The organism is Arenibacter catalasegens (assembly GCF_002909235.1).
Lineage (GTDB): Bacteria > Bacteroidota > Bacteroidia > Flavobacteriales > Flavobacteriaceae > Arenibacter > Arenibacter catalasegens.
Map to the genome: position 1 here is coordinate 77,532 of NZ_PHQQ01000008.1, position 23,954 is coordinate 101,485.

At 40.2% G+C, this 23,954-nt stretch carries 14 protein-coding genes; 4 read left to right on the plus strand and 10 right to left on the minus strand.

From position 1 onward, the window contains the following. Positions 1-3 precede the first annotated feature (3 nt). The 10 genes from CWD90_RS08645 to CWD90_RS08690 all read right to left on the minus strand — a co-directional run bounded on the left by CWD90_RS08645 (position 4) and on the right by CWD90_RS08690 (position 16,325). The gene (locus tag CWD90_RS08645) at positions 4-1,398 is read right to left on the minus strand and encodes a sialate O-acetylesterase (RefSeq protein WP_103475543.1); all 1,395 of its coding nucleotides are present in this window, start codon (positions 1,396-1,398) and stop codon (positions 4-6) included. A 4-nt stretch (positions 1,399-1,402) separates the two neighbouring features. Next, positions 1,403-3,538 carry a GDSL-type esterase/lipase family protein gene (locus CWD90_RS08650; RefSeq protein ID WP_103475544.1) on the minus strand — a complete coding sequence of 712 codons (2,136 nt, stop codon included), beginning with the start codon at positions 3,536-3,538 and terminating at the stop codon, positions 1,403-1,405. Between the two features lie 36 nt (positions 3,539-3,574). Next, complete coding sequence (locus CWD90_RS08655; RefSeq protein WP_103475545.1) at positions 3,575-5,728, minus strand: glycoside hydrolase family 31 protein; 2,154 nt, start codon at positions 5,726-5,728, stop codon at positions 3,575-3,577. 216 nt (positions 5,729-5,944) lie between these two features. Beyond that, on the minus strand, positions 5,945-6,805 hold the full coding sequence (locus tag CWD90_RS08660; RefSeq protein WP_103475546.1) for a fumarylacetoacetate hydrolase family protein: 861 nt from the start codon (positions 6,803-6,805) through the stop codon (positions 5,945-5,947). A gap of 62 nt (positions 6,806-6,867) precedes the next feature. Next, on the minus strand, positions 6,868-8,451 hold the full coding sequence (locus tag CWD90_RS08665) for a sulfatase family protein (protein WP_103475547.1): 1,584 nt from the start codon (positions 8,449-8,451) through the stop codon (positions 6,868-6,870). Between the two features lie 6 nt (positions 8,452-8,457). Continuing rightward, positions 8,458-10,809 (minus strand): PDZ domain-containing protein, encoded by a 2,352-nt coding sequence (locus tag CWD90_RS08670; RefSeq protein WP_103475548.1) that lies wholly within the window; start codon positions 10,807-10,809, stop codon positions 8,458-8,460. Between the two features lie 31 nt (positions 10,810-10,840). Next, positions 10,841-13,003 carry an alpha-L-fucosidase gene (locus CWD90_RS08675; protein WP_205161227.1) on the minus strand — a complete coding sequence of 721 codons (2,163 nt, stop codon included), beginning with the start codon at positions 13,001-13,003 and terminating at the stop codon, positions 10,841-10,843. A gap of 218 nt (positions 13,004-13,221) precedes the next feature. Then, positions 13,222-13,998 carry an SDR family NAD(P)-dependent oxidoreductase gene (locus CWD90_RS08680; RefSeq protein WP_103475550.1) on the minus strand — a complete coding sequence of 259 codons (777 nt, stop codon included), beginning with the start codon at positions 13,996-13,998 and terminating at the stop codon, positions 13,222-13,224. Positions 13,999-14,033: 35 nt separating this feature from the next. After that, positions 14,034-15,356, minus strand: coding sequence for an L-fuconate dehydratase (locus CWD90_RS08685; protein WP_103475551.1), 1,323 nt, complete (start codon positions 15,354-15,356; stop codon positions 14,034-14,036). A 102-nt stretch (positions 15,357-15,458) separates the two neighbouring features. Then, positions 15,459-16,325 carry an AraC family transcriptional regulator gene (locus CWD90_RS08690; RefSeq protein WP_103475552.1) on the minus strand — a complete coding sequence of 289 codons (867 nt, stop codon included), beginning with the start codon at positions 16,323-16,325 and terminating at the stop codon, positions 15,459-15,461. 221 nt (positions 16,326-16,546) lie between these two features. On the opposite strand from CWD90_RS08690, the gene CWD90_RS08695 reads away from it, so the two are divergent. From CWD90_RS08695 to CWD90_RS08710, 4 genes are all read left to right on the plus strand, one after another. Further along, positions 16,547-17,137 (plus strand): RNA polymerase sigma factor, encoded by a 591-nt coding sequence (locus tag CWD90_RS08695; RefSeq protein WP_103475553.1) that lies wholly within the window; start codon positions 16,547-16,549, stop codon positions 17,135-17,137. Positions 17,138-17,237: 100 nt separating this feature from the next. Further along, positions 17,238-18,458 carry a FecR family protein gene (locus tag CWD90_RS08700; RefSeq protein WP_103475554.1) on the plus strand — a complete coding sequence of 407 codons (1,221 nt, stop codon included), beginning with the start codon at positions 17,238-17,240 and terminating at the stop codon, positions 18,456-18,458. A gap of 148 nt (positions 18,459-18,606) precedes the next feature. After that, complete coding sequence (locus tag CWD90_RS08705; protein WP_103475555.1) at positions 18,607-22,014, plus strand: TonB-dependent receptor; 3,408 nt, start codon at positions 18,607-18,609, stop codon at positions 22,012-22,014. Between the two features lie 19 nt (positions 22,015-22,033). Next, entirely contained in the window at positions 22,034-23,542 is a 1,509-nt protein-coding gene (locus CWD90_RS08710) for a RagB/SusD family nutrient uptake outer membrane protein (protein ID WP_103475602.1), read from the plus strand. Positions 23,543-23,954 lie beyond the last annotated feature (412 nt).

Consider the following 23,954-nt stretch of genomic DNA (forward strand, 5'->3'; position numbering starts at 1 on the left):
ATTTTATTTCAACTCCCAATCATCCGTTCTAAAAGCGGACGCTGGTAAGCCCCCTGAATTGAAAAGATTGGGTAATGCCCCATTGGTAAAAGCAAACCGAACGGCCACTGGGTTTTTCACCTTTGAGGAGGACACCTCAACAGTATTGCCATTAATTTTGGCCTTTGCGGGGTAAAGTACTTGATCATCCCCTGCAATATAAAACTCGTGTAACTCCTTTCCTTTTTTCATTAATCCATCATCAGAATGATTAAAATTGAGAACGATTTTCTTGTTCTTAATCTCCATGGAACTGTAGACCGGTCCCGAATAATCCAGCTCCTCTTTTCCATAGGTTTTGGCCAAGGCCCATAGCGCCAATCGGTGTCCTACATCCTGCTTATTGATGGGGTGAATATTCTCTAAATTTCCAATATCATTGGTGACCACCATTCCCGTATTGGCTAAATTATTCATGGTATATAACTGGGCATCCCTAACATGGGCTGCATCCGTTGCTTTAGGGTCGTCATATTTATACGGGGCTATCTGCACAAAATAAAAAGGCAGTTCCTTACCCCATTCCTCCCTCCAGGATTTGATCATCAAGGGAAAGGATTTATAATAGGAAAGAGGGTCTACCCTATTGGATTCCCCTTGGTACCAAATACATCCGGCTATATTGAACTTGGTAATCGGGTGAATCATGGCATTGTAGGCCAAGCCAGGATTGTTGGGCCACCAAGCCACTTCATTTAGTTTTTCCGCCGCTTCTTTTAATTCGGCATCCTCCGTAATCAATTCCTTTGGTAACCAAACCTCTACGGGCGTTCCACCCCAACTGGAATTAATCACGCCTACGGGAACATCTAAGTTTTGGTATAATTCCCTGCCAAAGAAATAAGCTACGGAACTAAACCTCTCCATGGTTTCGGGTGTACACACCTCCCATTTTCCTTTTAATTGATCCTGAGGATTATCCGATATCTGCTGTGCAACTTGGAAAAAGCGTATCTCTGGATAATTGGCGTTTTTTATCTCTTCCTCTACATTTTCCAATCCGTTTTTTGGCGTCCATTGCATATTGCTTTGTCCAGATCCCAACCAAACCTCACCAATAAGGACATTTTTCAACTCCAATTTTTCATGACCTTCCACCATAACGCTATAGGTGCCCCCAGCTTTGGGAGTCGGCAATTGTAAAGACCAAGCCCCTTGGAAAGCCTTGGTGGTAACCTTCTCGTTATTCCAAGTACCATAAACAGTAATCTCCTCACTGGTCGAAGTCGTCCATCCCCAAATGGTAACACTCGATTCTTGTTGAAGGACCATATTATCGGAAAGAATGGAAGGAAGCCATATCTCTCCATAAGTATTCCCGGCCCATAGCCATAGTACTAATAGTATTATCTTTTTCATGTATTTACTGTTTCGTTATATTAATATGTTCTTTGATATATTTTGCCCAAACTTTATACCCCTCCGGCAATAAATGGATACCATCCTGGGAATATAAATCTGCCCTTAAAAACCCATTTTCATCAGAAAACTCACTGATTGCATTGTAATAGAATACATTTTTGTCGTTTCCAAAATCCTTGATCAAGGAGTGAATTTTATTGTATTTGTCCCGTCTATCCGTGTTTGGATCCAGTCCTGTGGGTAGGGGGCCAAATAACATTATTTTTGTAGCAGGCGAAAATTTTTCCTTGGTTACTTCCAAGACATTATGTATACCCTCTGCAATTTCCTCCGCTGTATTATCCTCAAAATTATTTACACCAATGGCCAGCACCACTACCTTTGGTAGAGCAGTTTCATATTTTCCATTATTTAGGCGGTACAATAGGTGTTGGGTTCGATCCCCAGAAATGCCGGCACCGATCCAGTTTAAATCGTTAAAATAAAGATCAGCAGCTTCTTTACCTGGGGCATAGGTGACATTAGGCCTATTTCCACCCCACCCTTGGGTAATGGAATTCCCAATGAGGAGTAAATCAATTTCTTTTGATGTCTGGCACAATGAATCTATATCATTGGCCTGGGCCCACCAATCTTTACCTTCTTTCCACCCTGCAGCGGAACGAAATTCGGCACTCGGAGCAGGTACTATAGCAAAATTCAACTTTTGATCAGTAGCCCTAAGTATAAAATCGACAATCGGACTGGGGTTCTCCAAACTATGGGGATGATGCCCCACTCCATCTTTATAAATAACATCAATAGCACCTCCATTCGCCTTTATTCCAGCTTCAAAAGGCGCTGTATTTTCTTCGATAGGCACAACAACATCTGCTGCTCCACATACGTGCATCATGGGATAACCACCCTTGGCGATAGCCTTTATTTTGTGTATGGGATTCCCTTTAAAATTGGAAATATCCTTTTGCGTATTCAGTGAGTACACCTTTTTAAATGCTTCCCAATCCGAGACACTTCCCTTGCCCTTTCCCAAACCTCCTGGCCAGCTCTTGCCATCCAATACAGGGGCATCGGCATATACACAAGCAACTTTTTTAGAATTTTTTGCTGCCCAATTATAAACAATCAATCCACCACGGCTCATACCCTCCAAAACCACTTTTTTAGATAGCCCGTCTTGCGTCATTAATTTATAAAAATCGTCCCACCGCTTCATTGCCTCGGGACCTCCAAACAAATTAGCTACATCGCAATAGGCGATATGAAAGCCTCTTTCCAATAAAGCGATATCAGTTTGCGGTTCATGTCCCCAGAACCTGGCACGCAATACCCAAGGAGCTCCAGTCGCCACTTTCTTGGGCCGGACAAGTTTGCAGGCGTTCCCCTTATATTCGAAATTGGAAAGAGAATAACCATTAAAATTTTCTGTTTCCAGAGCTTTTATTTCCTTTGATTTTAGCGCATCTATGGTTTCCATTTCCTTTTGCACTACCGCCTCATATAATCGCTTTGCAATCAACGTTGCCCCTAAAGAAGAAGGATGTATCATATCGGGCAATAAACCAGGCTGATTTATGAAAAGCTGATATAAATCCAACACTTCCGAATTGGTCTTAAACGCAACCGAACGGGTAATTGGTGTTATCTTATTTTTGATGACCTCGTTCCATATCCCAGTAGTATCCGTGGTAAATGCAGGTACAGGAAGTAAAAGAATTATCCTTGTATTCTTGTTTTCCTTTTTAAAACTATTGACCAATTCAATATAATCCGCCTCAAAATCGTCTAAATGAACCCGATTCTGCAGCTTACTATCATTGGTGCCCAATTTTATAAAAACAACATCCGGCTTAAATTCCAATGCATTGGAATAGGCCTCTGTTTCCCAATAGGGTTTGTCTCCCTTTTTTAAAAGGGTTCTTCCGCTCACCCCAAAATTCTGTACCTGATATGGGTTTCCTAGCATGGATTGCAATTGTGCCGGAAAGGAATTTTTGTCCTTATTGACTACACCTGAACCATAGGTAATGCTGTTCCCTACGCAGGCAATTTTGATGGGATCCTGAAGGGTAGCTCCAGCGGATTCCGTTATTATAAATAACCCTAATAGTATAAATTGTAGCAGCCTACTAACCATATCATTTTATATATCAAACCCCTTTCCAGGAGGATATTAATTCGTTTTAAATTCCCAAGTTACTTTTTTGTTGTAGCCATAAGGCTTCCCTTTTTCTGGAGCGCTTATGGCACCCCTTAGGTTTCCCTTGCTGTCTCTTTTCACTTGAATGTTGACCTTTGAATATTGACCTTTTTCAAAATCGAAGCTTAGACCATCATCATCATAAAGGGTAAACTCCCCTTCCTTTGTACCATAATGACGGATGATTAGATTTACCTTCTCTCCCAATTTAGGAGCCTGTCTCTGAACGGGTCGCATTGGAATTATTCCGCCATCCCTAACATATAATGGTATTTTTTCCAATCCGGGAGCTACTGTAATCACCTCATTTTCTCCGACAAATTTGCCATCGTAGAAATCGAACCATTTGCCTGCCGGAAGGATTACCTTTCTTTCCTTCTCCCCCTCAAACATCGGAGCCACCAAAATATTATCGCCCATCATGTATTGATCTTTAATTTCACTTTCAACGGCCACCTTATAAGGATTGTCGGTGGAATCCAGTTGACCTTCGGCCACATCGTGGTCATAAGAAAAACCATCCACCAAATTCATGGCCCTAAAGGGAGGCAAGCCTTCAAAATGATATTGGGAAAAGGTGGTGTAGATATATGGCAATAACTGCATTCTTAGATTGGCCACGTCCCTAACGGCTGCTTCCACTTCGGGAAAGGACCATGGTTTGGTACCATCTGCCCAGGCATTAAGCATGGCCATTGGCGAAAAACAAACGGATTGCATTCTGCGCAACCACTCTTCTGCAGTTTTTGAAGCACGTACCTCTGGGGTCCATAACACCCCTATAAAACTACTATTTACTAGGGCCGTTATAAAATCTTTATGACTGTAATAATCGTTATAAATTACATAAGGCAAGGCACTGGCCCCGGCATTGGATGCCCTGACCAAACCGTATGTTCTCTGATTCCTTTCCTTAAACCATTTAGCAGTCATATCCTGGATCAACAGACCGTAAACCTGTCTCATTTGTTCGCCACTATATCCAGAGGGGAATGTAGCGACGTCTGGCCATACCCAAAAATCATACCCATCAACCTCATCTATTTTATAACCGCTGACTCCTAAGTTTAAATGATTTTCAACAAAGTGTGCCTTAAAAATATCACGGGTTTCCTGAAGCATCAAATCTGGAACAATACCATTCCAAACGGTATGGGAAGCTGATAGATCTTTCAACTTTGGGTATAAAGAACCAATTGGAGATACATAGGGATTCAACCATAAATTGGTTCGAATACCTTTGTCAAGTAACTCGCTATTGAATTTTTTCGGATCTGGAAACCTTGTTTCGTCCCATTCAAAGGTGCAAGGGTAGGACATACTGTGCCATCCTGGTTCTACCCCAATAAAATCTAAGGGAAAATCATGGTCTTCAAATTCTTTGGCTTCCTTAATTATATCGTATTGACTATATAATGTTGGTACTCTCTGGGTAAATCCCAGCCCCCATTTGGGAGGAATATAACCACCTCCGTTAAATAAATTATAGCGTTGTACCGCTTCCATAGGTGAGGTCCCACCATACACATAAACATCGGTTCCTTTGGCCGGCACCAATATTTCCACAGCATCCGAATAAGGTTGGGCCTGCCATTGCCGATCGGTATTCCTATCCCTTAATACAGGTTTATCATCCGCATCTACACGAACACCTGTCCCGGCATAAACAGTAATATACCTAGCGGCATCTATTAGCACCCCATAACCTTTGGAGGAAACATAAAATGGAACTGGGGCATGGGTACGCCCATCATCCCTACCACCGTAATGATCAACATGTAATTGCATGATACGGCCCCTTTGATGTACCGTCTTAAAATTGAGTCCCAAGCCATATATTTGCTCCTCCTTGGATAATGGAAATTGCAAATAAGTCTTCCCATCAATGACCTTGGTTTTAATTTTATCCTCTTGAAAAGGGAAAATAGCTGCTGGCAATTTGTTGAGTGCCCCAACCTTGGGCTGCACATCAGCTGCCTTTAACAGGCTAATATCCTCTGGCTCCCCTACACTGGTCTTCCAAATTCCATTTTCAATTTCGGTCCACTCCAACTCCTGTCCATCTACTGAGGAGTGATATATGGTAGTTAGTAGGCACAAAATAATTACATGGAATTTGAAATTCATGCTAATTGGATTTTTAAAGTTACGTTTCCACCACAAATTTGGTGAGAACTTCAAAACCAATGACCCCTCGAATCCGCTCGAGGGGACACTACAGTATTAAATAAAAATTTTCCGGTCGAGCGCATCCCGATAGCTATCGGGAGAGACCTGAACGATTATCAGATTAATTACAAACTTGTCAACTATAATTCGGCAAGAACCAAAATTGGCTTAACCTTATTTACCGCTATATGCCTTTGCAGTCTGCTTGGAGCTTCCGAGTCCTTCGATCCCCAATTCTACCACATCACCTGCTTTTAAGTATTTAGGAGGATTAAAACCTAACCCTACTCCAAAAGGAGTCCCTGTTGAAATAATATCGCCTGGCAACAAGGTCATAAACTGACTGATATAGCTTACTACTTCTTGAATGTTGAAAATAAAATCGGAGGTAGAACTTTCCTGTACCTTTTCCCCATTTAATTTTAACCACAAGTTCAGGTTATTAGGGTCTTTAATTTCATCTTTCGTAGCAATGAATGGTCCTACAGGTGCAAAGGTATCGCAGCTTTTGCCCTTTACCCATTGCCCTTCACGTTCTATTTGAAAAGCCCTCTCACTGTAATCGTTGTGCAGCACATATCCGGCAACATGGTCCAACGCTTTTTCTTCCGAAACATAAGATGCCTTTTTACCAATTACCACGGCCAATTCAACTTCCCAATCTGTTTTTTCACTTCCTTTTGGAATGATAACATCATCATTAGGCCCTACTATAGCAGAAGTTGCCTTAAAGAACAATACCGGCTCTTTAGGGACCGCCATCCCGCTTTCTGCAGCATGTTTTGCATAATTTAGACCCACACAAACAATCTTTGAAGGTCTAACCAAGGGAGCTCCCAAACGGACACTACTATCCACTTTAGGACAGTTGCTTTCATTTTCTGACAACCATTTTTTTAATTGGTCCAGTCCGTCTGTTCCAAAGAAATCCTCATTGTAATCCCTTCCGAAGGCAGATACATCCAATCGGGTGCCATTTTCCAATTGCACACCTGGTTTTTCCTTACCTATTTCTCCAAATCGTATTAGTTTCATCTGTTTCTATTTATTGCGTTACTATTGATATACTTGTTGTATTTGATTTCCAAATTAATCCATCAGTTATAAAAAACTTCCAATTGCTTCCAATCCTTACTTCCATAGCCTTCTGGATCATTCTTTTGCTTTTCTCCTAGATTGCTTCTCCCATTTTCTATGTAGGAAACCATTAATCTGGTCATTGCACTTTCTACTTCATGAAACTGACCATAAACATTATTCTTTTCCTGTGGGTCTCTGCTTAAATCGTACAATTGAAATTTTGGAAGGTCTTCTATCCCTTCCGAATTAGGTTTCGGCGCACTCCAACCACCAGACCCTGGGCAAAAGACCATTTTCCAATTGTCCTTTCTTATAGCAAAACTTCCATTTATAGAATGATGCACTGTAGCCTCTCTCTTATACTCTTTGGAAGCGGGATTACTAAACAAAGGTAACATTGAAAAACTATCCTCTCCTTCGGTATCTGCCAAATCCACCCCCACTATTTCGGCGCAGGTAGCCAATAAATCTGTTGTGCATATGGTTTTGTCCGATTTTGAATTGGGTTTAATTTTAGCGGGCCATTTTACCATGAATGGAACTCGATGTCCTCCTTCAAAAATATCGGCCTTATGCCCTCTTAAAATTCCGTTGGGACTATGCCCCTTGGCAATCATTTCATTGATATCAGCTGCAGGCGAGCAACCATTGTCGCTCGTAAAAATAACAAGGGTATTTTCTTCAATCCCTGCTTCCTTTATTACCGCCGCCAATTGTCCCATATAGGCATCGATCATCATCATAAAATCCCCATAAGGATTTAGATCACTTTTTCCCTGCCATTCTTCTGTGGGGAGAATTGGGGTGTGAGGAGATGGTAGCGCCAAATACAAAAAGAAGGGATCCTTTCCTTTTGATATATTCTTTATATAATTAAAGGATTTTCTAAAAAAATTAGGGGTAACATCATCAAAAATAAAATCGGCAGACGTAGGTCCCTTTCTCCACCATCCATATTTAGTCTTACTTTCAGTTACCGTATCCGGTACCATGGTAGGCATTCCATTTTCCACATAGACATATGGAGCCATATCCAACGAACCACAATGCCCATATGAATATGTAAAACCAAGGGTATTGGGAGCATTACCTACTTTCTTGGAGAAATCTATATTATCAAAATCTCCTGGGTCCCAACCTTCCCCAGATTCCACTTTAGAATCCTTTAGTGCCCAGTCCCATCCCAAATGCCATTTCCCAATAAATGCCGTTTCATAACCTTCTTTTTTAAGCAAAGAGGCGACAGTAGTTCTGCTTTTTGGAATCAAAGCATTGGAATTGCCCGTAAGCACCCCACTTTTAATGGGGCTTCTCCAATTATACCTTCCTGTAATTATTCCATAGCGAGTGGGAGTACAGACCGAAGAAGAGGTATGGGCGTCCGTAAATTGCATTCCCGCCGATCCCAGAGCATCCAGATTAGGCGTACTAATCTTTCCTTGGGCATTGTAAAGACTAATATCACCATAGCCAAGATCATCTGCTAAAACATAAATAATGTTAGGGCGCTTTTCCTTTTTTTCAGAACCTTTAAAACTAAGGCCGTAGACTGCTCCACCGAGCAACAATGCTATTAATATATATTTATATAATGGCTTCATGGGGCTTTATTTTTTTGTTGATATAGCTATCTCTTTTTCCTTCTGATTTCTAAATATAGTAAGATTCAGTTTTCCTTTCCAATTATTATTCTGATAAGACTTCATTAAATCGGCCACCGTATTAATTTCAGCTCCTTCGGCCGCGATGATAACATCCCCAGCCTGAAGTAGCGAGTTTCCAGCAACGCTATGTTTTTCCATAGAAAGAATAAGAACTCCGGCAGTCTTATTGAGGCCGGAGGCCGAACGCTCTGCCATGGTAAGAACATTTTTAATTTTAGCTCCCAACCAGTTAAATGTGGCCGACTTTTCACTGGAATCGCCAAAAAACATGGTGGGTATGGTAGGGGTCTCGGCCAAGGATCTTAGCGCTGTATTAACAACACCAAAGCTATTCATATCAAAGTTCTTAAATCCAATTTTAAAGGCTGGCGATTCTTCCTTTACGGAATAGTTCCCGATTTTTGCGTCGATAAATAAGGCATCACCGAAAATACTATGTTGATCCACCCCTTTACTTTGGCTTTCCAACAAGGTTTGCTCATCTGGAAAAAGGTTATAATCCACTTCCTTGCCCCATTCCTGTAGCCTTATATCCTTGTGTTCCGTAAATACAATATTGTGTTTAAAAACATCCCCACTATTCTTAAACCACACATGTGGGTGGAAACCATTGTTTATCATGATGTTGTTTTCCACGGTACGATAAAATCCTTCCCTCAATTTAATTCCCCCATTTAAACACACATTATTATAAATGTGGTAATTGGATGAACCGTCGTCCAAATCTATATCCCACCCGTGATCGCAACGAAACCTATTATTTCTTATAACAGTTGTGTGAATGGCATCCCATTTGGGCATTTCCGGTTGAACTTCCACAATTTTATTTAAAGTTTCGCGATTGGGGTGCCAAAACCGGTCCCTGCCCCAGGAATTAAACGCACCATGATCTCCGGATTCCAATACAGTGTTAAAAACATCGTTGTGTTCAATTATATGTCCGCCCCAAGTGCCATCACCAATATTAATCCCTGCTCTTGGTACATCATAAATACTGTTATGGCTAACCGTAATATCCATGGCCATGGCAATCTGTACGCCAGCTGTTTGCTTTTCCACCCTTCCAGTGCGATGAATCAAGTTATTATCTGCTACCGAATAACTTGGATACTTATTTGTTTTTGGGCCCCGAACGGTGTCCATTTCCGCTAAGGGAACAAATTCATCATACTGGAACGATGCTGACCTAACTGCTTCGGGACTACCCACAAAACTGATTCCCGACGCCCCAATCTCATGGATATGATTATCAGAAATGTCCATGTCCCTATTGAAGTTACTAACCAAAATAGCATTCCCCCCCAAATTGGTCAATTCACAATTCTGGATACTCACATTTTGAGTCCCTTCAAGAATAATGGCCGCTCCTCTATAAATGGTCCAATCGCTTCTTAACAATGGCTCATATTCTTCCATAAAAGTGCGCTGTGAATGCTCAAATTTTATTCCACTTATTTCAATGTCCGTCACAGGGTTTTCTTCATTACCAATAACTTCCACCAGATGCTTTAGTTGTACTCCCTCTGTTAGGGCATTAGCAAGGTCGACTCCCTCTGTTGGCCAATAATATAATCGGTTGTCCCTATCCAAGTACCACTCCCCCGGAGCATTCAATTCTTCGAATACATTTTCTACCATACGATACTTCACGTGCATTTTTGAGGGCCTATTATTCTGGTATCCACCAGACAATATCAGCTCCCCATTTTCATCTACCCCAGTGGAAACGAAATGGAATCCGCCCCACTCCCCACTATGCATGGCATGGACTATAGCTCCTACCGGATTGGCCCAAGTTTTTATCCTTTCTGGGGATATGGCATCAGCAGCGTGTCCTTGCCAATGTCCCCCATTTTCGTCATAATTGGGATAACGGGCCAATATTTGCTGATTTCCATTAACGAAAAGCTGGTCGAAATCGTCGTCCTTCTGTAATTGTGCTACCCATATATGGTCATTGAACTTTTCCCATTTAGAATTCAGCACTTTGGAACCTTTTACCACTGTTTTGTCCGACCCTTCCCCTATCAATTTCAAAGGTCCAAGTTCTGGTTGGATCCTTATGGGAGAACTAATGCGATGATCTCCTGCCATCAAGTGAATGGTCAAGGTATTTTGAACCCCTTCGTCTCTCAGTTGAGCCACGGTATTGATTCCTTCTTCAATAGAACTAAAAACCAATTCTCCATTTTTAAATTCCTCCCCGTTGGAAGTTATATAAATATCAGATACCGTTGGTGAACACCCTATTAAGAAAAGGGCAATTACGAAATTATATAACGCTATTTTTTTCATTAACTATTAAAAAGATATTTTGTCCAAACTCTTAATTCAATAAAAAATCCAATTCTGCAATAGCTGCGGTTTTCCCATTCCCAGCAATTTCCTTGGATTCAATTCTGATATATCTGGTATTTAATTTAGACTGGAACATTAGTGTTCTGGTCGTTGGATCATTTTTTAGGTTTCCGAATCTAAAATCCTCAGCATTGCGCCAAGACTTACCGTCCTGACTAATTTTTACGACACCTCTTTCTATCATCCCTTCGGACGAGGTAGTTTGCGGTGTGTAGTTAAATCCAGTTACAGCATATTCCTTTCCAAGATCTATATCGATATAGTGGACTTTTGAATTTGCCTCTGAACTCCAGTAGGTGTTTTGATCGCCATCAAAAGCATTTTGACCAGCATTTTCTTCATCAACACTATCCACGCCAAGAACTTTCCAATCCTTTTTTATAATTCCGAAAAGCTGTGAAGCAATACTTCCCAATTGTCCATTCACTTCTGATACGGCCTTCACCTCTCCAGAAGGTATTTCAAAAGCTTCATTATAAATTGCAGAGGCCGAGGTAGGCTCGCTACCGTCAGTAGTATAATGAATTTTGTAGCCAGAATTTATATTTCCCATAACATCTTCTCCATGGGGTTTCCAACCAAAAGTGTCCTTTTTGGGCGATATTGTTACAGAGCCGTCCACCGATCTTTCAATACTAAGTTGTGGCGGCCTTGCCTTGTAATAATGTGCTGATATATTTGCGATAGCCGGATAAAAGCGCGATTCCAAGATTCTAATCCGTAATTTTTGGGTAGTAACTTCTGGGAATCTTAAAATTCGTTTATATCCAATATTGGTGCCCGTGGCAATTTCCTTCCAAGCATTGTCCACCCAAGCGTCCAAAGCGTGTTTTTCTACCCGTTCACTATGCGTATCAATAGCCTCTTGAATTGCCAATCTATTGGTTGTGATCGGTGCATTGGTTTCAATAACGATCTCCTGGCCACCTTCGCCAATCAATTCAAAACTGGTTAAGTCGTCATCCAAAACAGCTTGCGGTCCATTGGCTCCGGACAGCAAATTTACACTGTAAGTTTCGTTGATCCGTTGACCAACCTCTTCCAATACGGTAACATCTCTTGGAGAAAATTTCCCTTCCCTATTGGGTGGAATGTTCAACAAAAATGTAGAGTTACCGCCAACCGATCTTTCGTACATATCGAACACATCATCTGTACTACGGACTTTCTGATCCATGTCATCCCTATAAAACCAGCCTTCGCGAATGGAAGTATTGGTTTCTGCCTGTTGATAATGAAGGTATTTTCCCTTGTATATTTCTTCCCTGCTCCCCAAGGACTCCTCTGTTAAATCCGGGAAGCTGATCATTTGATCAGGATCTTCCTGATAGGGAATCACATTCCATTCCGTATCCCTAGTTCCACCAGATTCATTACCGCACCAACGAATATCCTCTTTCCCAAAAATAACCGCCTTTGGCGCCAAAGCTCTGATTAATTCTTTCCAGGCAAGATAGTTATAGGTCTGACCACCCTTTCTTTTTGGGTGTGCACCATCAAACCAAACCTCATGTATAGGTCCGTATTCGGTAAGCAGCTCAAACAACTGATTTAAGAAATACTCATTGTAATCATCTACCTTAAAGGTAAAAGTGCTACTGTTTTCAAAGGGCCTTCCTTCAACTGCCCGTGGAATGGTTCTTTCGGTATACTCACTTAAATTTCCATATAATCCTTCCTTGTTCTCTATCTGGAACAAATCGGCAGGGGAAAGATACACCCCTAGTTTAAGACCGTATTTTTTGCAGGAGTCGGCCAATTCTTTTAATACATCACCTTTTCCATCTTTAAATGGAGAGGCCATAACTCCGTGCTTAGTATATCTACTTTGCCACAGTACAAACCCATCGTGGTGCTTGGCAGTGAAAATTACCATTTTCATTCCTGCATCCTTCATGGCCTTACACCATTGGTCGGTATCCAAATTTTGCAGATTAAATATCTTTGGATCTTCCATGCCATCACCCCACTCCATTCTTGTAAAAGTATTGGGGCCAAAATGAATAAAGGCTATAAACTCGTTCTTTAAAGCATCATACTGGTTTGGAGTTGGCACTACATGGGCAGCCTTGAGCATAATGGTATCATTACCATCCGTTTCATTGACTTTAATGGTATTGGACACTGGCATCACCAAGGCATTAGGCTCTGATTTCGGGGAACAGGCCGCTAATAATAATGTGATGGCTAGGTATTCAAATAATTTATTCATTTAATTCTAGTTGTTTCTTCATGATTCCTGACCCTGCTGGAGGGGCTATTTCTGGATTCTTAAAATGGAACTAAAATATCAAATTGACATCTAGCTCCATTTTCAAATTGGCCCAACAACAGATGTTTAAATTAAACCTATCCGTTCAATTTTATATAACCTCCATCGATTGGAAAATCGGTTCCCGTAATAAAAGAAGCCTCATCCGAACAGAGGTAAACTGCTAAATTAGCCACCTCCTCTGGTTTTCCCATTCTACCTATAGGCTGGGATTGGGAAAGCTTTTCGAACATTTCTGCTTCTTTCCCTGGGTAATTCTTATTGATAAAGCCGTCTACAAAGGGCGTATGAATCCTAGCAGGAGAAATAGTATTGCACCGAATACCCTTATCCAAATAATCCTTTGCTACAGAATAGCTCATAGTAAGTACCGCTCCCTTGGACATAGAATAGGCAAATCGGTCCGAAATACCTACAGAAGAAGCAATGGAAGCCATGTTTAAAATAACCCCACCTTTCTCCTTCATCTTACTTATAACGGCATGCATACAGTTGTAAACCCCCTTTACATTTACATTGTAAATGCGATCCATATCCGCTACGGCAGTACCTTCCAAATTTCCCACGTGGGCTATTCCGGCATTGTTCACCAAAATATTTATATACCTATCTGCTCCAATTGCGGAAATAATTTCCGCCACCTGTGCATTATCGGAAACATCACAAGCGTGAAAAGTGGCCTTTCCACCCTGAGCTTCAATTTCCCCAACAACACGCTCTCCATTGTCTGCATTAAATTCCAAAATGTGCACATCGGCACCTTGGCCAGCAAATGCTTTGGAAATAGCTTCGCCAATACCACTGGCGCCACCTGTAACTACGGCTGTTTTGTTTTCTAAACTAAAAAGTGACATATTATTCTTATTTACGCTATTATTTTATCGCCTATTTATTTGGCAAGAACTTCATCCTTCCAAATTTTACCATTCGGAAAACTATAATCCTCCAGGGATTGTTCTTTCATAGTAATACTATAACCAGACATTGAAGGTGGCATATATGCCCCATTCTTTATAACCACTGGATCATAAAAATGTTCATGCAAATGATCTACATACTCTATAATACGATTCTCCATGGAACCACTTATTGCTATATAATCGATCATGGAAAGGTGCTGCACATATTCACATAGTCCGACCCCTCCCGCATGTGGACAAACAGGAACTTTAAATTTAGCTGCCATTAAAAGGATGGCTAAAATTTCATTTACCCCTCCTACCCTACAACTATCTATCTGACAAATACCAATGGCATTGGCCTGCATCAATTGCTTAAACATAACTCGGTTCTGACAATGCTCCCCAGTAGCTACTTTTATAGGATGCACCGCTTTAGCTATTTTTGCATGTCCTAAAATATCATCTGGACTAGTGGGCTCTTCAATCCACCATGGATCAAACTTTTTAAGTTCCGCCATATTGGTTATAGCCTCATCCACATCCCATTTCTGATTGGCATCCATCATTAATTTTAAGTCAGTACCAATCTCTTCCCTGATAATTCCAGCACGGCGCATATCATCCTCCAAATCTGACCCTACTTTTATTTTCATATGCTTAAAGCCAGCCGCTTTGGCCTCTTTGCATAATCTCCTCATTTTGTCGTCAGAATAGCCAAGCCATCCTGCAGAGGTAGTATATGCAGGATACCCATCCTGTAATAGTTTATTGATGCGCTCCTGTTTGGTAGCGGCTTTACTCTTAAGCAGTTCCAATGCTTCTTCCGGCGTAATGGCATCCGTAATGTAAGTGAAATCTATACAGGACACCAACTCTTCCGGCGTCATATCTGCCAAGAGTTGCCAAAGAGGTTTCTTTTCTACCTTGGCATAAAGATCCCAAACGGCATTGACCACTGCACCTGTAGCCAAGTGAATTACCCCTTTTTCAGGGCCTAACCAACGCAACTGACTATCGCCGGTAATCATTTTCCAAAATGCTCCCATGTTAGCGGTAAAACTACCTAACGATTTACCTTTTACCAATGGTGCCAAAGAATGAATTGCCGCAGCACATAGTTCATTGCCCCTACCTATGGTAAAAGTCAACCCATGCCCTTCTAACCCATCGGGGTGATTTGTTTTTAAAATTACATAGGCCGCGGAATAGTCCGGGTCTGGATTCATGGCATCTGATCCATCCAACGATTTGCTGGTAGGAAATCGGACGTCTTTAACTAAAACATCCGTAATAATTATTTTGCTGTTCATTTGGAATAATATTAAAGAAACAAATCTAAATCCAACCCCTTTTTATAACCACCACTAGAAGCACCAATTGTGATACTTTTTTAACCGAAAATGTGATTATTGTTAATTTTGAGTATGAAGTTTAACATAATCTGAGGGAGACATACCTGTAATCGACTTAAAATGACGGTTGAAATTTGAAATATTATTAAAGCCAGACTCGTAACAAACCGGAGTAATGTTATTCTTATTCTCTATAAGTAATTTACACGCGTACCCAATCCTTATTTCATTTAAGTAACGTGTAAACGTTTTTCTATGGATCCGCTTAAAGAACCTACTAAAGGCCGAAGGGTTCATTTTGGCAATTTCTGCCACATCCTTTGAACCTATAGGTTGGTTGAAATTTTTGAATACAAACTCATAAATTTCATCCAAACCTTTATTATCTGTTTTATTAAAGGAATTTAAAAATCCAGGGCTAGACATTAACTGATATTCCTCATGATTGGCCAATTTATACAAAATTTCAACCAACTTAATTGTTTTTTCAAATGGCTCAAGGCTGTGCAATTTCTTAATTCTTTCAATAATTTTATTGTCGATATTTGAAAATTTGATTCCTTGTGCCGCCCTTTTTATCAACTGTAATATAGGTTTCATCTCTATGGCTTCGAAAAATCCCAAACCTAAAAAATCCTCCTTAAAATGAATAGCAATGGCTTCGGAAACCAAGTCTGAATCAGCTTCAAAATACACTTCATCATTTAGCCACATGTGCGGTAGGTTTTTACCAATCAGCACTAGGTCACCTTCTGAAAATTTCTCAATCCCGTCTCCGATAAAACGGGTTCCTGTACTTTTTGCAATGTAAACTAATTCTAATTCCGGGTGATAATGCCAAATTTTCAAGAAATGGGAATAACTGTTTTGTGTAACAGTAAAGGAACTGTTCTGAAGACTGGCCCTATTAAGAAGGTGTAATTTCATAAAAAAAAGATAAATAACGAAAAGCTTAATGAGATTTTAAATATACATCTTTTTTTACACGGATTAAAAATTGGCAAAAAAAGTATTGCTAAATGTTCAATTATTAGTTGAAATGAAAGAAAATACCTCTTAATTTCGGTCGTTACCTTTTAGGTGTTATTTATTTTTTGGGAAGAACGTACCATAAGTTTTATAAAAAAAATCTTTTAATTGTTTTCGTAATGTCAGGACAACCATTAAGCCAATTGTTAGCTTCCTTAATAAAAGGAAACAGGGCGGCATTCAAGGCTGTTTTTGAACTGTATGAAAAAAGGCTATATTATTTCATACACTCGATCACGAAGTCGGATTACGCTACTGAGGAGATATTACAGGAAGTATTTATTAAAATTTGGACAAAAAAAGAGACAATTGATCTTGAGTATTCTTTTGATGCCTTCCTATTTACAATTGCAAAAAATTCAACATATAACTATTTAAGAAGTATTGCCAACCAAGAATCACTAAAGAAAGAATACTGGAAAAACATTAGCTTTTTAAATGAGGAAACAGAAAACACTATTTTACTCGGTGAATACGAGGACATAGTAAATGATATCCTTCAACAAATTCCCACTCAAAAGCGAAGTATTTTTGTTCTATCCAAACAACAGGGCAAAAGCAATGAGGAAATAGCCAATCTTTTGGGAATAACACAAAAAACGGTGAAAAACCACCTTTGGAAAACACTACAAATCATCAGGACGGAATTGAAACCTTATATGGCAGACAGCCTATATTTTTTTCTAATAAGTCTACTGCTTTTCGTCTAATCTGTCTATTTCGCAAAAAATACATTCTTAATTTGGGACTTTATCATTTTTGAGGTGTATTACTTATATAGCCCATAATACTACTATTAAAATACTGTAAATGCAGAACGAGAACAATTTGGATAAACTCTTCCAAAAATTGGTAGACAATACCATTTCCAAAAAGGAATTGGATTGTCTAACAGAGCTTATTATTAGCGCTGATCTGGATATAATAAAAAATGAAATTTGGGCCAAACACTGGGAAAATGTAAAAAAGGGAAATTTGCCCCTCAAAAAAAGGAAAAAACAGGATTCCACAATTCTATTGCAGAATATACTTTACAAAATAGAAGACCTTGAAAACAAAAAAAAAATTAGGAAAGTAGTACCCAGCTACAATCGAAATTATTGGTCCGGCATTGCCGCGACCCTAATCCTATTGGTGGGTGTTTACTTTTTTAATCAAAAGAACACTATATCAGCCTCAGTGCCAATTACTATTGATAACAACCTAAATTCTGATGTAATAACCTTGCAATTGGACAACGGTAGTGTTGAGACCATCTCAGAAAATGGGGAAAGAAAAATTACCACTGAAAGCGGAAATCTGATTGCTTCACAACAGGGAAATTCATTACAATACACTGGTGCTGAAACTCAAAAAAAGCTGATCTACAATACTTTAAATGTGCCCTATGGTCGCCAATTCGACCTCGTCTTATCAGATGGCACCAAAGTAAAAATGAATTCTGGAAGCTCCATTAGGTACCCAGTGAATTTTCTGCCAGGAGAAGAAAGGAAAGTGTTCCTAAAAGGAGAGGCCTTTTTTGATGTTGCCAAAGATATAGCTCACCCATTTATCGTAAATGCGGACCAAATGAACATAAGGGTATTAGGTACCCAATTTAACTTATCGTACTATCCGGAAGATGAGGACATCAATACGGTATTGGTGGAAGGTGCCGTAGTCCTGTACAAAGAAGGTGCGGACATAAAAACACATTCTGCATCCCAACTAGTACCTGGACAAAGTGCTTCCTGGAACAAAATCAACAATACAATGACCATAAAGGAAGTAGATACGGATATATATACCGCATGGAAAGACGGATATCTAGTATTTAAAGCTGCCCCCTTTTATAGTATTAGGACAAAATTGGAACGACATTTTAATATTACCATCGAAGATAAAAGTGGCCGATTGGAAAATCAGATATATACGGCCACATTTAGACATGAGACCATAGAAGAAATTCTAGAAGCTTTCAAAGAGGATACTCCCTTTGAATATATTAATGAAGGTTCTAAAATTATAATACTCAATATCAATACTAATTAAAAAAAAAGGAAGCCAATGAAAACCAACTAAAACAAGTGCACTAGAAAAATCACTTTTACAAAAAAACCGGAAAATGTTGACGCATTTCCCGGCATAAGAAAGTGACATCAACAAACGAAATGCTTAATCACCAAAACTTTACAAAAGTATGAAAAAATTAAATTTAGTCAGGCCTTTCCATGTGGATTGGCTAAGCAAACATCATTTAAAGATGAAACTAACTACACTTTTACTAATAGTTTCTCTTTTTAAAATTCAGGCCAATACATACGGACAGAACACAAAAATTACATTAAACCTTAAAAACGTGAGTGTTCAACAGGTTTTTAATGAAATAGAATCCCTTTCGGATTTTAGGTTTCTGTACAACCATGAAAAGGTGAATTTAAAGAGAACTGTTTCCGTTAACGTGAATAAAGAGCCTATATCAAATATTTTGGAAGATTTATTTGAAGCAACGGATATTTATTTCAGCGTCAAGAACAAGCAGATTATTTTAAAAACGGGCAAAACAATTAAAGCCATTGCCCCCTTAAATAATACTGTTGAACAACAAACTGTAAGCGGAACCATTACCGATGCTGACGGCACCCCCTTACCTGGGGCAAACATTGTGGAAAAAGGAACCACCAATGGGGTTACAGCCGATTTTGACGGTAATTTTTCACTAGATGTAGCCAATCAGAATACAACCCTAGTTATTTCCTACATAGGATTTGCATCCAAAGAAATTCCTCTGAATGGACAAACTACTATTTCGGTTAGTTTGGAAGAAAGTGCCGCTGGATTGGATGAGGTAGTCTTGATCGGGTATGGTACCCAGAAGAAAAGTGACCTTACCGGTGCCGTGGGCTCAATTAAATCAGAAGAATTGGCGGAAAGACCCGCATCCTCATTGAACCAGGCCATGGCCGGTAAGGTGGCAGGTGTGAACATAACTTCTGGCTCTGGAAGACCAGGGGGTAGAACAGTTGTACGAATCCGTGGTAATACCTCAGTAAGTATCGCCAATACCCCACTCTATGTAATAGATGGTGTTATCCTAAATGCGACCGGTTTATCTAACGGAAGTACCCCTATAGATTACCTGAATCCCAATGATATTGCATCCATTGAAATCTTAAAGGATGCTTCCGCGACAGCCATTTATGGTGCCAGAGGTGCCAATGGTGTAATTCTGGTGTCTACCAAAAAAGGCACTACTTCAGGTGAAACCCGTCTTAATTATGATGTGGATTTCAGTATAGGAACATTACCTAAAAAGCTTGATCTGTTAAATTCTGAAGAGTTTCTTCGCGTTGAGGAAATTGCATATGCCAATGCCGAAAAATTTGACCCGGATGGATGGGCAGGTGGAAGATATGCCGACCCTAGATTAAAAAGAACCGACCCTAGACTCTTTGATGGAAGTGGCAACCCACTTTATGATACCGATTGGCAAGATGAAGCTATTAGGGACGCTATTACCCAAAATCACCAACTTTCATTTACAGGTGGTAACCAAAAATCCAATTTTGGACTGTTTATGGGTTTTAGGGATGAAGAAGGACTTATAGTAGAATCATGGCTGAAGCGCTATTCAGGTAGATTTACTTTGGATACGGAGGTTAACGACTGGTTAAAAGTCGGAGGTAGCCTAAGCTACAACGACCAAAACGAAAAGCAAGTAGACCAACTTGGAGGTGGTGGGATCACCACAATGCGTCAAGTTTATGAGGCCCTACCTATTATACCGGTCCGTTATGAAGATGGCACTTGGGGATCTAACATACACTATCCAGGAATGGAAGGTGGTGGTAGCCCAGTGGCGGTTGCGAACGATCGTAGATATTTCCTCAAGACCCAGACCGTTTTGGGTAGCTTCTACGGCGATATTAAATTCAATAAGAACCTTCAATTACGAACTACCTTAGGAACCAATATCATTAACCAAAGAAACGATTATTACGGAGGTAAGGACCTAAGATATATAGCCTTGCCCGATGGTGCTGCAAGTGTCTCAAACTCACGTTATAATTCTTGGCAATTTGAAAACTATTTGACCTATAACAAAGATTTTGACAGCAATAATTCCTTAACGGCCATGGCAGGACTTTCCTGGCAACATGTTGATCAATTCAGTTCACTGGCATCTACACGAGGGTTTGCCGACGACTTTTATGGCTTTAACAACCTTGGTGCAGGGTCTAACCCCCAGACACCAACGTCGAGCAAAACTGCTTACGGGCTAAACTCCTATTTTGGACGTGTCAACTATAACTACATGAACAAATATTTGTTTACCCTTACAGGTAGAGCTGACGGATCTTCTAAATTTGGACCGGAAAATCAGTTTGCCTTTTTCCCATCAGCTGCATTGGCCTGGAGGGCTTCCGAAGAGGATTTTCTCTCACAGAACGAAACCATTTCCAATCTTAAAATTAGGGCTAGTTACGGTGCAACAGGTAACTCTGAATTACCAGCTTACCAAGGATTGGCCGGCTTGTCCAATGGTTCGGTAATTTTTAATGGCTCACGCTCCGCTTATACTGTCGCAGGTCGTATGGCCAACCCCGATTTAAAATGGGAAAAAACGGAACAGGTAGATGCCGGTGTTGAATTGGGTCTCTTTAATAATCGTATCGGGTTGGAGCTTGATGTGTACCGAAAGTTGACTTCCGATATGCTCCTTAATGCTCCGGTTCCCTCTTCAAGTGGTTTTACCAATGTATTTAGAAACGTTGGAAGTTTGGAAAACAAGGGTGTTGAAATTAGTTTGAATACTGTCAATTTTGATAATGAACTATTTGGCTGGAGCAGTAACTTCAATATTTCAATTAATAAGAACGAAGTAACTGCACTTTCAGGAGGTTCCGATATTTTCTTGGGGTCTACATTGATTCGCGTTGGCGAACCGGTAGGTACCTTCTTCGGATATATTGATGAGGGTACATGGAACACGGATGAGGCAGCCCAAGCAGCTATATATGATAGATTGCCAGGTGATATCAAATACCGTGATCTTAACAATGATGGGGCCATCAATAGCGATGACCGTGCCATCATTGGGAAAGGTATTGCCGACGGTTTTGGAACCTTTTCAAATACCTTCAGATATGCCGATTTTGAACTATTGGTAGACTTGCAGTTTCAATATGGCAATAGTGTAATGTACCGTGACGAACACTCTGCTGAAGACCGTCAGACAATTGCCAATAGCTTCGCGACAGTTTTAAATGCGTGGACTCCGGATAATCAAGATACCGATATTGCCCAAATAAGACCAATTGCTGCTGGATATGATACCAATAACGATTCAGGGAAATTAAAGGATGGTTCCTTTTTAAGAGGAAGAAACTTGATGCTTTCCTATGTCTTCAAACCTGAATTGGTGGAGCGTTTACACTTGAATCGTCTTAGGGTATATACCTCGGTGCAGAACTTTTTTGTAGCAACGAAATATCCGGGGTACGACCCTGAAAGTTCGAATGGTGGTGGAGCTTTCGATCAAGGATTCTCCCTATACGATTATCCGAGACCACGAACCTTTATGCTAGGATTAAATGTTGGACTATAACCATATAAAAGATAAAAAAATGAAAATCTATAGAAACTTTATAAGAGCTATAGCCGTCGTAACCGCAATATCAAGCATAACGGCATGTAGTAATTTTTTGGATGAAGAAGATGAATCCAACTTCACAACCGACACCTACTTTACCACGGCTGCGCACGCCCAAAGTGCCGTTAATGGGGCATATGAACCATTAATTTCAATTACCAACAGTGGTTTTGGCGGAGGTACATGGATGATGTTAGAGTTTGCCACAGGCTTGGCGAACACCTCCTTGGGACAGGCCACCAATATTTACTTGGTAAAGGATTTAATTAATAATTCGGACAATGGATATGGAAGCAGTTTCTGGACCGGATATTATTTAGGCATCTCAAGGGCCAACTTGGCAATTGAAAAAATCCCCGAAATAAATATGGACGAAGCTTTAAAGCAAAAGTATTTGGCGGAAGCCAAATTCTTTAGGGCCTATTATTATTTTGGCTTGGTAAGAATGTTCGGAAACATTCCTATCATTACCAATTCGGTAGATTTGGGCTCGGAGCAATTATTCCCTGAACAATCTTCGCCAGAAGCGGTCTATGACTTAATTGTTAGCGATCTTACGGCAGCCGAAAGCGCTGGCTTAGCTTGGAGAGATCTATCTGGTAGAGTATCTTTGGGCGCAGTTAAAACCCTATTGGCAGATGTATATTTGACCATGGCAGGCTACCCGCTCCAAAAAACAGAGAATTACGCGCTTGCCGCCGCCAAGGCTAAAGAGGTTATGGATTCTGACGTGTTTGCTCTTTTTGATACCTATGACGAGTTGCATGACCCTGCCACCAAAAACACAGGGGAATACATCTTTATGACCCAATTCGCGGCAGGTATTCAAGATGGAAACTGGCAGCCGGGAATTTTACCATATAACTTGGGAATTTCGGCCTATTCAGCCCAAACCGGTGGTATCTTTTCAACGAATGAGTTTGTAGCTTCCTACGAGGTGGGCGACAAACGGGCGGAAGAAAAGCAATTCTATTTTAACAGCTATACTTTAGATTCCGATCGCAACACCAGTGTCAATCTGGGAGCCCCGTATATCTTTAAACATTTTGATATTGAAGCACAAGAAGGAAGTGCCCAATCAGATTTGAACTGGTGCCTCTATCGCTATGCCGATGTATTGCTGATGTATGCGGAAGCAGCGAACGAAGCTGAAAGCGGACCCTCAACAGCATCTTATGGTGCAGTCAATCTAATTAGGCAACGTGCTGAAATTGGTGATTTGACAGGTCTTTCACAGGCCGCCTTTAGAGATGCAGTACAGATAGAGCGAATTCATGAGTTGAGTTTTGAAAATAAGACATGGTATGACATGGTGAGATGGAGAAAAGCATATAACTCTGAAACCAACACATTGGAAGATTTTGTGGGCCATAACTTCTCTTACTTACCAAATAAAGCGCTAACCGCGAGAGAACTTTTGTTTCCGATACCAACATCTGAAATGCAGAACAACCCTAATCTAGCACAAAATACGGGTTACTAATTTAAGCTGACTTTTGGAATACTCAAAAATGGTATTCCACATAGGCCAAGAAGCTATTAAGTACTTATTATTCATTTCTTGAAAGCCTAAAAAGCGTCAAGAAATAAGGCAAATAAACAAGACACGGGCAGGAATTTTCTCCCCGTGTCTTTGTTTATATTATAGAGCTGCTATCCCCAATCCACTGTACATTTGTGCCGGATAGGTGATTATATAAACCTGTCTCTATTAAAACAGCTTAACGCTGTGTTTAATGTAAAAAAGCACTATCATCAACATCAATTGAACTAAACTGGTTAAAATAGCTAGTAAAACACCGATTATACAGGACAGGAATCCCTGGCTTACCTCTTTCTCTTATTAATCTACATTAAATATATATACCATAATCTAAGCTATTGTATAAAAAATG

Coding starts and splice junctions, on each gene's coding strand:
- CWD90_RS08645 (WP_103475543.1), bottom strand. CDS start 1,398: ATGAAAAAGATAATACTATTAGTACTATGGCTATGGGCCGGGAATACT.
- CWD90_RS08650 (WP_103475544.1), bottom strand. CDS start 3,538: ATGGTTAGTAGGCTGCTACAATTTATACTATTAGGGTTATTTATAATA.
- CWD90_RS08655 (WP_103475545.1), bottom strand. CDS start 5,728: ATGAATTTCAAATTCCATGTAATTATTTTGTGCCTACTAACTACCATA.
- CWD90_RS08660 (WP_103475546.1), bottom strand. CDS start 6,805: ATGAAACTAATACGATTTGGAGAAATAGGTAAGGAAAAACCAGGTGTG.
- CWD90_RS08665 (WP_103475547.1), bottom strand. CDS start 8,451: ATGAAGCCATTATATAAATATATATTAATAGCATTGTTGCTCGGTGGA.
- CWD90_RS08670 (WP_103475548.1), bottom strand. CDS start 10,809: ATGAAAAAAATAGCGTTATATAATTTCGTAATTGCCCTTTTCTTAATA.
- CWD90_RS08675 (WP_205161227.1), bottom strand. CDS start 13,003: ATGCCAGTGTCCAATACCATTAAAGTCAATGAAACGGATGGTAATGAT.
- CWD90_RS08680 (WP_103475550.1), bottom strand. CDS start 13,998: ATGTCACTTTTTAGTTTAGAAAACAAAACAGCCGTAGTTACAGGTGGC.
- CWD90_RS08685 (WP_103475551.1), bottom strand. CDS start 15,356: ATGAACAGCAAAATAATTATTACGGATGTTTTAGTTAAAGACGTCCGA.
- CWD90_RS08690 (WP_103475552.1), bottom strand. CDS start 16,325: ATGAAATTACACCTTCTTAATAGGGCCAGTCTTCAGAACAGTTCCTTT.
- CWD90_RS08695 (WP_103475553.1), top strand. CDS start 16,547: ATGTCAGGACAACCATTAAGCCAATTGTTAGCTTCCTTAATAAAAGGA.
- CWD90_RS08700 (WP_103475554.1), top strand. CDS start 17,238: ATGCAGAACGAGAACAATTTGGATAAACTCTTCCAAAAATTGGTAGAC.
- CWD90_RS08705 (WP_103475555.1), top strand. CDS start 18,607: ATGAAAAAATTAAATTTAGTCAGGCCTTTCCATGTGGATTGGCTAAGC.
- CWD90_RS08710 (WP_103475602.1), top strand. CDS start 22,034: ATGAAAATCTATAGAAACTTTATAAGAGCTATAGCCGTCGTAACCGCA.